Here is a 9852-nt window from a genome sequence, read left to right on the forward strand (position 1 = left end):
AGCTGTACAATCTTCTCGGACATAGTTTGCAGTCTCCTTTCAGAATGGTGTGTCGCAACTTCATTCTACCAGAGCTCTGCAAACTATGTCTCTTTTTCTTTTTGCGAAACTTATTCTACCTTATCGCTGCGGTCTTTGATGGACGCAATGATGGCTTCAATTCTCGCCATGCTCATTCCGTCCAAGGTGATTCCATCCGCGCCCGCCGTCATGCTGCCTTGAGATTTGGCAATATTCTGATAGGCCAGCAGATAGAATTCAGGGTTGTACAAATTCCGGTATAGCCGTTGGAACTTGTATGTTTTGTCGATTGCTTTTTGCTGAATACCTTTCAATACATGGATGCCTGCCGTGCTTATCTGCTCTGCTCATGCCGCCTCCTTTTTCCCTTGGAAGATCTGCCGTTCTTGAAGGCCGCGACCTTGTAAATTTCCTCGCTGTACTGGCGAATGGAGTAAAGAGGCGAAATGCCCATAGCGCAGTCACTTCCCGGAAAACGTTATGGAGTCAAGTACCCTCTGCGGGGCTTCCGCCCCGCTTCTTTGAGGGCCTCGACTGTGCATATCTCCCGACATTCACCGGCGAGGAAGGTTACAGGCTAGGGTTGGGGTTGGTCCGCCGCCTGGAGGAAAAACGGACATACCCGTTATGCTCTACCGTGGGCCACTCGTCATAAAGCTCCCGCTCTCCTTTAGCGTAGTCCTCCACACTCATGCCGTCCGGCATCGGCTTTCTGGCGAGGACACACTTCTTCCGCCGCTTCTCCGTGATGTCGAACATGGCGCACAAGTTTTCTTCGTCTAGGACCGGCAGTCCGGACAGAGGATAGGCGGAACGCCCGTCGCCCAGCCATTGCCGGATAAGCTCTCCATTTTCTTCCACTTCGTCGAACAGGTAGTACGCCCCTTGCTTGGCGCATATCGCCGCAACCTTTTTCAGCTTCACCGATTTTTACACCTCCTGAATGTCGATATTGAAACGCTCCTTCATCATCTTGCGCTACCATGCTCATTCTGTTTTCCTCCCTTCCCGCTTCCTCTGCTTCGGTTTTTGCTTCGGACGGATAAACTTCCCGTCCTTCCTGTAGAACCGTGCCACCAGGTAGCACCCGCCGTTCACGTCGTTGTGAAAAGCCTCCGCCGCCGACATAAGATAGCCGGGATAAAGGCGCTCAAACTTTGCGAATTTCTCTCCGCTCTCCAGGCTTTTAGCCAGCTCCCGCGCCTTGCTCCCGGATATGCGCCCGTCCCGCGTCCTCGGCTCCGGGTCCACCAGGTTTTTAGAGGCCGTCCACGCTTTCCCCCCAACGGGAGACTTTACGATGTAGTTCCCCAGCCCGGCAAGCCCGTCCTCGGTGAATTGCAGACGGCGGGAGTTTGCGTAGCCATATTCCCACATGCTTTCCAGGGTATCCCGGTCTATCCCTCCGTTGACGGTGATGTGGTGGTGATACCGCCCGCCCCGCTTTCCCCGCTCGGTGACAGCTATGTATTTCAAGGGCGGCAGTCCCATCTTTTTCCGCAGGCGTTGTATCCGCCGGATGTAGTTGCGCAGGTTACGGGCGGCTTCCTCGTCGCTCCCCGGCTGCTCCCCCTTGTAGGTCAGATGGATTTCCAGGTCCTCCGGCGTGAAGTTTGCGTGAAGGAGACGGACCAGCTTTTCTTCCCGGTGCCTCTGGTTGAGCTTCTTTTGGGCCTTCGTAGAGGGCTTCTTTTTCTCCCGCTTCCCTCCGCCCGGCTTTCCCGTCTCAAAGACCGGATAGATATACACATCCAGGTATTCCCCGCAGGTATACTTCTTTTCCCGGTACACCGTCCGCATACCGGCAACACCTCCCCCGTGGTCGTTAAGTTACTATCCCATACAAGCCCGAAATGCGCCGCAGCGCATGGTTTCCCCCTTGTATCTGTCCCCGGAGTGTGGTACAATATATAGCGTACTTGATTGGTCGCCCTCCGGGGCGTCCGCCCTGCGCAAGCTGTAGGAGGCTTACGCAGGGCGTTTTCTTTTATCCGAATCTGCCCTTGAACGGGAAGGGCGCTCTGTCAAGCTCGTCCGCGATATGCACAGACGTTTTCATCCCCAGAAATCCGCCCATCGGCGGTTCAAACGGCCCGCCCATCATCAGCCCAACCAGACCGCCCAGCGACGGCCCCGGCAGCATCGTTTTCAGCATCGTACAGGTGGTTGCGCCCACATCCGGGGGAAGCTCTTCCAAGATTTCCAAAATTTTGATGATAGTAACTCTCGACAGCTCCACCTTTTCTTCCATAGACAGCTCTTTCTTCTCTCCGTCCGCGCTCCCGGCGGTGTCCTCTCCGCCCTCCGGCTCTCCCTTGTCGGCGTCCCCGCTGTTCTCCCGCTCTGCCCGGACGGAATCGACGGCCTTCTGCGCCGCGCCGTCGCCGCAATCCCGGTCATACAGGCGCTCGTCGAACTCGTCCCCGGACAGGTCCACTTTCAGCACTCGCCCGTGCAGGTAGTCGAAATAGCTGTGCTTCGCCAGCAGTTCAGCGCAGCTCTCCACCGTCACGGTCCCTTCCTCGGCAGCGTGCATAAATCCAAGCCCCTGGACGTGGCTGTGGTCATACAGCGCTTTCAGGACCCGCGCCTTGTCTAATCCTTTGATGTCTACCATTTTCTTTTCCTCACTTTTCATTTATTTGGACCCGTTTTCCGGGTATCCATCATGTTTCCGGCCCTCGTCGTTCAGCCAGTGTAGGTGTTTGCACCGCCGCATCACGCACCCCCGCCGCCGTATGTAAACGTCGTTCATCAGCCGTTCATGCAGGGCGCACCATGCCGTGGCATTGGCGGGCGGCTTTCTCGCTGGCCGCTTCTTCCTCTTGCAGCTCATTTCCCCCGGTCCTTCACGTCCCGCACGATGTCCCGGATGGTTGCCGCCGCGCAGTAGTAGAACACGGGCAGCAAAAGGGCAAGCCCCTCGCCGCCGACAGCGTAATACCCCCGCTCCCGCAGGGCATAGGCCGCGCCCAGCTTATACAGCAGAATCCCGGCCACCATCAGGAACGCATACCACGCCACGGCCCAGACGTTCAGCCGCGCAAGCCACGTCCGCAGGCTCACCCACCGCCGCTTCTTGGCTTGTCCCACTTCGATTTTTATGTACTTGACCTTCTCCACGGTTTCATCCTCCCTTCTGCCGAAATTCTCCCCTGCAAGGGCAGGTCCGCCAATGCGGCACGAACCCCAGCGGCGTGTTGATTTTGGCCTCCCTGGTCTGCACTTCCTCCGGCGTCGCCCGCCGCCCGGTAAGTATGCCCTCTTCCTCGGTGTAGAAGCTCTCGTCCCCGTCGCCCTCAATGACAAATTCCGGGTCCGGGTCCACCGGGATATACCGTCCTTCCGCCGTCTGCATCCAGTCGATTTCCCGGCCACAGTCTTTGCAATAGCTCACCGCTTACCACCTTCTCTTTCCGTCAAACCGCGCCTTGGTCACGGCAATGGGAAATTCTTCTATCTCGCTGGCCCACAGGCAGGCCCCCGGCCCGTTCAGGCGCTCCCATATCAGCGGGAACCCGCCGATACCGTCAGGGTGTTTGATTTCTCCACCGGGATAATCCCGGCTTTCGGGTTGTCCGGCAGCATCCCGGCGCTGTAATACGCCCCTATCCTATACGCGCTTGCCTCACCAGCGCCGCCTCCAGCTCCGGCGGCAGTTTCTTCCCCCGCCGCTCCGCTCTCCGCAGTATCCCCGCACACGCCTTGGCGGACAAAGAGTATTTCGGGTGCGGCGTGTCCTCCAAAATCTGCGACAAGCGCGATTCTACGGCGGCGCTGGGGAACTCCCCAAAACTGCGCGTCGAGAACTCGGTAGGCGACGGACCATCCATCCCCGTACCAGCAGTCAGCCAGCGGCCACTTTCCCTTTGCAGGCAATGGAACGTCGGGCGCGTCCGGTTCCGCGATTCTGATTGTTTCTTCGAGTACGGCCCGGAAGTCGTCTCCCTTGTTTGAGCTAAAGGCTCCTGGGACATTTTCCCACACCATGAATCGGGGCCGAATAAACTTACCTGTTCTGCCTCGACCTGCATCTGCCTCCCTCATTTCCTTAATGATTCTGATTTGTTCCATAAACAGGCCGCTCCGCGCTCCGGCCAATCCGGCCCGTTTCCCGGCTGCGGACAAGTCCTGGCTAACAAGGTGAACCACCAATGACTACATCAACCGCTGGCAGCTCGTACCCGTTCAACTTCGTAATGTCTCCTAAATGCTCCACCTAAACCACCTCCTTGACCCCGTTTCAGGGCCGAACATTCAGAGATTTTGCCAGATATATTTCCGCCACACTTTCCCGTATGGCATCCGCCCCCGCACAAAGTCCGCCAGCCGTTCCGCATAGTTCCGGCTTATCCCCTCGGACATCATCAGCTTAATAAACCGCTTCCGATTCTTGCAGCGCCAGCGCTTCGGCGCTTTGATGGTAAATGCAAATTCCACTTCCTGGAGCGGTAGTACGCTCTCCAGCTTCGGCGCATCCGGCGGCAGGGTGATTTCCGCCAGTCGGATTTCTCCCCGCGCAATCGGTGTGTCGCCCAGGTACAGCGTAACGTCGTTCAGGTCAAACCCGTTTTCCGGTCCCATCGTCCCCCTCCTTCCCCTGCATTTTTGGACACCACGCCGGGACATAGGGCAGGAGGTAGGTAGTCCCCATGTGATAGCCCTTGTGTTTCCCCGGCGCAAAGCATCGAAAAGCTATGGTCTTTTCGATGTAGCTTCCCTTGACCGGCCACGGCTCTGTCCGTATGTACTCGCACCCCTCGCAGGTTCGGGAGAAGTCCGCGCCCGCGCTCACGGCTTGTCCATTTCCGCCCGCAGGCTGTCCTTGATGTAGTAGTCCAGGCCCATTTCCTTGCACGCGGCCACGGCATCCCGGCCAAACTGCGCCCAGTTGATGTCCGACGGGTGGTAGTTCAGCTTCCCAATCTTCACCTTGTCGATGAAGTGGGAGCAGTATTTGATGCAGTCCAGCACCGCCGCCGGGTCAAGGACCGGCTCGAACGATACCCATGTGTTGCCGCCCCTGCATTTCAACGCCTCCAGGCTATACAGGCGGTCCGCCGGTTTGACTGCGCACGGCTCCGCCTTGTCTGCCATGGGCACGTCGCAGGAGATAGTCACGCCGTACCAATCCCCGCCGTCCAGCAAATCAAAGTCCCTGCTTCCGTCTCCCTTGGTCAAAATCTGGACGTGGTTGCCGTACTCTTTCAGGGCCTTAATGACCTCCCGCGTGGTAGCCGTGTCGCAGCCGGTGGGATACGGGTCACAGGTGAAGCACAGGTGGACCAGCTCCCCGGTGATTTTCTCCCGCTCCAACTTCCGCCGCAGTTCCGCCACAATGTCCTTGCGCGGCTCCACGCATGAGTGAAATACCTCCCGCTCCCGGTGCAGGACCTGGGGCGCGAAACAGTAGTAACAGCGGTGGGGGCATCCGGTGTAGATGTTCACGGCATAGTCGCCGTACTCCGCCGCCGCGCCCTTCGGTTTGTAGATGGTGTTCATGTCCGCTACCTCCTGTTCCACACTTCATCAATCCGCTTGTGGCAGGCGTCCGGGCCGATGTCTCCCACCCAGGTTTCCAGCGCCTCGCGCTTCTCCCGTCGCTCGTACTTGTCCATCACGTCAAAGTCCGGCTCCAGCGTCTCCCGGTTGAAGTAGCCGATGCAGGTATGGCTTGCCGTACACAGCCCCGCCCGTACCACGATGCACCCGCTCATTCCCAAGTCCGGGCTGATGGATATGCCCATGTTCCCCATCCGCATAGTGAAGAACCCTTCCAGGTACGTCCCCCGGTCCGGCTCCAGGCCCTTTGCCGTCCCGAACTCCTGCACGGCCAGCCGCCGCGCCGTCGCCAGCGTCAGCCGGAAGCCGCCGGGGTACTCTTTTTTCCTCGCCACTCGTCACCCCTCCTTTTCAAATCTGATTTTCATTTGCGCCGGGTATAGGTCCACCTTCGGGCGGCGCTTCCCGGTCCACCGCAGGCCCCCGGCCTGTCCCACGCATTTCCATCCGGCGGCGCGGAGGCTCGCCCCGTTCTCGCTCTCCAGGATGTAAGTCACCAGCTTTTTGTATCCCATGGCACGGGCCGCTCTCCACGCGGCGGCGTACAGCATGGAACAGGCATTGCGGCTCCCATCTGTGCAAAGCCGGTTGACCTCCAGCGTCCACCCGTCGTCCAGGTGCCGGGCAACCGGACGGCCTACAATAGCAACACCCACGATTTTCTCCCCATCTGACAGGCCAATGGAAAACTTGTGGCCCACAACCGGTCCGTGGTGTCGGTGGTTCTGCTCCACAAATGCGTTTGCCTCTTTCAGTGTCATAGGTACAATTTCAAGCATGGTCTATTCCCTTTCTTTCTCCCTTCTGCTATACTGGTCCCGGCGGCGTTGCCCCGCCGCCGGGAATCTATAGAAAGGAGAATATTTTATGGGTGGTCTTGTTCAATACACTGTAGATTTTGGCGATACCCCAAAATCGGAGGCCCAGCGCATTTGCGAAATGCTTGAAACTATTTCCTGGAATGGCGTTTTCCCTAATCTGGAACGTCCGATTGTCCGCTTTTACCTCGAACAAGGGCAGGAGCTTGACAGCCTCATTACGTTCCCGCCGGGATGTCGTGTGCAGGTAGTCGGGAAAAAGTAACTTGCTCTGCGTCCGGGTCATAGTCCATCACAACCCGGCATTTCTCGTCCGGCAAAAGGACTTCAACCAATTCAGTCAGCAAGGCTTCAAGGTGGGTAAACGCTTTATCCCCTGTTGCCTTTACCCGCTCGCTCCTGGCTTCTTTGACCTTTTTGGAAAACTCTTCCATTGTCTTTCTGTAGCCGTCACTTTTCACCCACAGCACAATCCGATTCTGCCCCTCGCCCGTCCCCACCTGGTTCAGCCACCACAGCGGGCGGTTCCCTTTGTACGGGCAAGTCTCCGCTCTGCATTCCAACAGTTCGCAAGAATCGCAGAACGCCCGGTGAAATTCTTCGTCCCACGGCCCGGTCGCCACGGGGAGAGAAGCCAAAAACTCACCCAACACATCCGGGGACGCCGTGATTTTCTCAAAGTTGGTCATGCTTGCTTCGCCTCCTTCTGTTCCGTTTCCCTCTTGGGTCGGCGTCCACGGTTCCGCAAGTTCCTCTGGTACACAGCCTGGCCCCGCTCGGCGCTGTACGCAGGCCGGAAGTTCTCGTCCAGCACCACGCCGCCCCCACCGTCCGTCTCCTGGCCGCGTTTCAGTTCCGTGTATACAGTACACTGGCTGATTTCCAGCTCTGCGGCAATCTTGACCGGGGAAGCGTTGCGCCGCCACATCAATTCAATCTTTCTGCGGTCCTCCAGCGTCAAAGTCCTCACTTAATCACCCCTTTTCCCGTTTCTGCCCCCGTTTGGGTAAAAAAATAATGCAGAAAAAGGTTGAAAAACCTTTTCTGCATTTAACTTACTACATCAGCCCAGAGCGAAAAATCTGAAATAAATGTTGACGGGGGAGACTTTTTGTGGTATCATAAAAAGCGTTGTAAAGAGGTTTTCCAGCGGAGGAATACGAAACCACAAAATGCGATTATGAGAAATATGCTAGTGTAGCTCAGTCGGTAGAGCGGCTGATTCGTAACTACCAGACCGGGTTGCAAAAAATTGAATATGCTACTGTAGCTCAGTCGGTAGAGCAGCTGATTCGTAATCAGCAGGTCGTGTGTTCGAGTCACATCAGTAGCTCCAAAAAACGGCGAAAATTAAATTATTTTCGCCGTTTTTGTAACTTTTCAGGAAAATAGTTGACCCACATTTGATTCTCTTCTTGACCCAAAATAATCCTTTCGCATACAGACTCCGCGAAGGCTTTCTTTTGCGAGAAACGGTCAAGACCCACAACTTGACCCACATGGGAAAATAATCAGAAACGAACACCGCAGCGGACAGGATATTGTCCGCTGCGGTGTTGTCTTTTGTCATTTCGGGTTTACATCATCTGTTCCATAAATGCTCCCATCTTTTCCGCCGCTTCATCCTGTGCCTGCCGTGTGGCGTGGGTGTAGGTGCGGAGGGTGAAGCCTGCGTCGTAGTGTCCCAGCATAGTAGATACCGTTTTTACGTCTACGCCGTTTTGCAGAGCCATGGTCGCGAAGGTATGGCGTTACGGTATAATAACGACAAACGGAAAAAGCCTTGATTTTCAAGGAGTCCACGCGTTTGCCGTCATTTATTCAATTCCTTTTCCAAGTTGAAACATGGCGAGAAAAATATCGAAAAAAGGAGGCTGTTTCATTAACGACAAAATTTAATAGCGCCAGCGGTCCGGTGTATTGCCTGGCCGCTGGTTGCCGTGGGCGTTTCATCTTATCAGATGGACGCCTTTTTTCATGCAGATTCGGTACGACAGTATGGAACGGCAGAGATTTTATCTCAGAGGATATAGTGACGGCATTACACATCTGAAAAAGACTGGCATGCTGCAAAATGAGCATTTGATGAAGGCAGTATGTAATCATTCTGTACTGCTTTTTATAAGTTTCTGCACATTGTTTCCTCATACCTGCATAATTTATTCTGTTTTATATGCAGATAAAACAGATATGGCTTGATTTTCTGCATATAATATGCTACAACAATATGCAGAAAGGATGGTGTGATATGAGGAAATTCGATTACTCTTTTTTAAGCAACGGCTTACTGCCTGCAAATTTGGTGAATCTTACTTCAAATATTTCGGCATTGAAAACAATGGCGGGAGTGCGAAAAGAGGAATATACCCAAATTTTTACGGAGTTAGAGGCAGTTGCAAAGGTACAGTCGATTAAGAGTTCTAATGCTATTGAGGGTATTGTTACAAGTGACGAGCGTATTGCCGCTATCGTCAATCAGAACAGCGCTCCGTTGAATCATAATGAAGCGGAAATTGCCGGATATAGGGATGCATTAAATGAAATTCATTTGGACTATGAGCGTATTGATTTTTGTGAGCGTGATATTTTGCATTTGCACGAAATGATGATGGCATTTGCAGGTTATGAATATGGCGGTCAATATAAAGCAGACGATAATGTGATTTTGGAAATCGAAACAGACGGAAACAGGCGTGTTCGTTTTCGTCCCACCCCTGCAAATGAAACGCCAAAGGCTATGGAACAGTTAGAGCTTGCCTATATGGAAGCACGTAGTGACGCCAATATAAACCAACTGCTATTGATTCCTTGCATTATTTTGGATTTTCTCTGCATACATCCATTCAGAGATGGTAACGGCAGAATGTCACGCCTGTTATCGTTGTTGCTCCTATACAAGAATGGCTTTGATGCCGGAAAATATGTGTCCTTTGAAGAGCAAATCAATAACTACAAAGCCTATTATTACGAATCTCTTCGTCAATCTTCTGACGGTTGGGAATCAAATGAAAATAGTTATTTCCCATTTATTGAGAATTTCCTGTCTATGCTTTATATGTGCTATAAAGAGTTGGACAAACGCTTTGCAGTCGTACATGGGAAAAAGATTACAAAGAAAGCCCGCATAGAAGCAACGGTATTAAACAGTCTGACCCCTCTTTCCAAAGCCGAAATATGTAAGATTCTCCCCGATGTCAGTCCGACAACAGTTGAAGCAGTCCTCGGTTCAATGGTAAAGAGCGGTGCAATAAAACGGATCGGGTCGGCAAGATCTACGCGTTATATTAAGGCATAGTATAAGGTGACTTCAATGGATATGATTTCATTTAAGGAAGCACTGATTAAAGCCGGTAAAAGCCAGGCAAACAGACAAAGGTAAAGGAAACGACCAATAAAGGGCCATATTGGGGGATGAATTCCTCGCTTTTCCAGTCCCAGCCCGGTCGAAGGG

At 54.0% G+C, this 9852-nt stretch carries 12 protein-coding genes, 1 tRNA gene and 3 pseudogenes; 2 read left to right on the forward strand and 14 right to left on the reverse strand.

Going from position 1 to position 9852, the window contains the following annotated elements; all coding sequences use genetic code 11:
- Positions 1-125: 125 nt before the first annotated feature.
- The 13 genes and pseudogenes from Q1M04_RS15435 to Q1M04_RS15495 all read right to left on the reverse strand — a co-directional run.
- Positions 126-344 (reverse strand): annotated as a pseudogene (locus Q1M04_RS15435) (group II intron reverse transcriptase/maturase); the annotation flags it as partial.
- A 247-nt stretch (positions 345-591) separates the two neighbouring features.
- Positions 592-945 carry a hypothetical protein gene (locus Q1M04_RS15440; protein ID WP_300448704.1) on the reverse strand — a complete coding sequence of 118 codons (354 nt, stop codon included), beginning with the start codon at positions 943-945 and terminating at the stop codon, positions 592-594.
- A gap of 63 nt (positions 946-1008) precedes the next feature.
- Positions 1009-1821, reverse strand: coding sequence for a hypothetical protein (locus Q1M04_RS15445; protein ID WP_300448707.1), 813 nt, complete (start codon positions 1819-1821; stop codon positions 1009-1011).
- A 187-nt stretch (positions 1822-2008) separates the two neighbouring features.
- Positions 2009-2638 carry a hypothetical protein gene (locus Q1M04_RS15450; RefSeq protein ID WP_300448710.1) on the reverse strand — a complete coding sequence of 210 codons (630 nt, stop codon included), beginning with the start codon at positions 2636-2638 and terminating at the stop codon, positions 2009-2011.
- A 215-nt stretch (positions 2639-2853) separates the two neighbouring features.
- On the reverse strand, positions 2854-3144 hold the full coding sequence (locus Q1M04_RS15455; RefSeq protein ID WP_300448714.1) for a hypothetical protein: 291 nt from the start codon (positions 3142-3144) through the stop codon (positions 2854-2856).
- 4 nt (positions 3145-3148) lie between these two features.
- A complete protein-coding gene (locus Q1M04_RS15460) occupies positions 3149-3418 on the reverse strand; it encodes a hypothetical protein (RefSeq protein WP_204789834.1) in 270 nt (89 codons plus the stop codon).
- A 248-nt stretch (positions 3419-3666) separates the two neighbouring features.
- Positions 3667-4240: pseudogene (locus Q1M04_RS15465) on the reverse strand (DNA cytosine methyltransferase); the annotation flags it as partial.
- Positions 4241-4278: 38 nt separating this feature from the next.
- Positions 4279-4605 (reverse strand): hypothetical protein, encoded by a 327-nt coding sequence (locus Q1M04_RS15470; RefSeq protein WP_300448717.1) that lies wholly within the window; start codon positions 4603-4605, stop codon positions 4279-4281.
- 207 nt (positions 4606-4812) lie between these two features.
- A complete protein-coding gene (locus Q1M04_RS15475; RefSeq protein ID WP_300448720.1) occupies positions 4813-5523 on the reverse strand; it encodes a hypothetical protein in 711 nt (236 codons plus the stop codon).
- Positions 5524-5528: 5 nt separating this feature from the next.
- Complete coding sequence (locus Q1M04_RS15480) at positions 5529-5918, reverse strand: hypothetical protein (protein ID WP_204789833.1); 390 nt, start codon at positions 5916-5918, stop codon at positions 5529-5531.
- A 3-nt stretch (positions 5919-5921) separates the two neighbouring features.
- A complete protein-coding gene (locus Q1M04_RS15485) occupies positions 5922-6362 on the reverse strand; it encodes an XF1762 family protein (RefSeq protein WP_300448723.1) in 441 nt (146 codons plus the stop codon).
- Between the two features lie 257 nt (positions 6363-6619).
- Positions 6620-7090, reverse strand: a complete 471-nt coding sequence (locus Q1M04_RS15490) for a hypothetical protein (RefSeq protein ID WP_300448726.1) — start codon at positions 7088-7090, stop codon at positions 6620-6622.
- A complete protein-coding gene (locus Q1M04_RS15495; protein ID WP_300448729.1) occupies positions 7087-7371 on the reverse strand; it encodes a helix-turn-helix domain-containing protein in 285 nt (94 codons plus the stop codon). The genes Q1M04_RS15490 and Q1M04_RS15495 overlap by 4 nt, the downstream gene beginning before the upstream one ends.
- A gap of 290 nt (positions 7372-7661) precedes the next feature.
- Here Q1M04_RS15495 and Q1M04_RS15500 point away from each other — a divergent pair.
- A tRNA-Thr gene (locus Q1M04_RS15500) sits at positions 7662-7737 on the forward strand.
- 241 nt (positions 7738-7978) lie between these two features.
- Here Q1M04_RS15500 and Q1M04_RS15505 read toward each other — a convergent pair.
- A pseudogene (locus tag Q1M04_RS15505) lies at positions 7979-8152 on the reverse strand (tyrosine-type recombinase/integrase); the annotation flags it as partial.
- Positions 8153-8649: 497 nt separating this feature from the next.
- Here Q1M04_RS15505 and Q1M04_RS15510 point away from each other — a divergent pair.
- On the forward strand, positions 8650-9696 hold the full coding sequence (locus Q1M04_RS15510; RefSeq protein WP_300448732.1) for a Fic family protein: 1047 nt from the start codon (positions 8650-8652) through the stop codon (positions 9694-9696).
- Positions 9697-9852: the final 156 nt, after the last annotated feature.

Source organism: uncultured Oscillibacter sp. (genome assembly GCF_950073225.1).
Lineage (GTDB): Bacteria > Bacillota > Clostridia > Oscillospirales > Oscillospiraceae > Oscillibacter.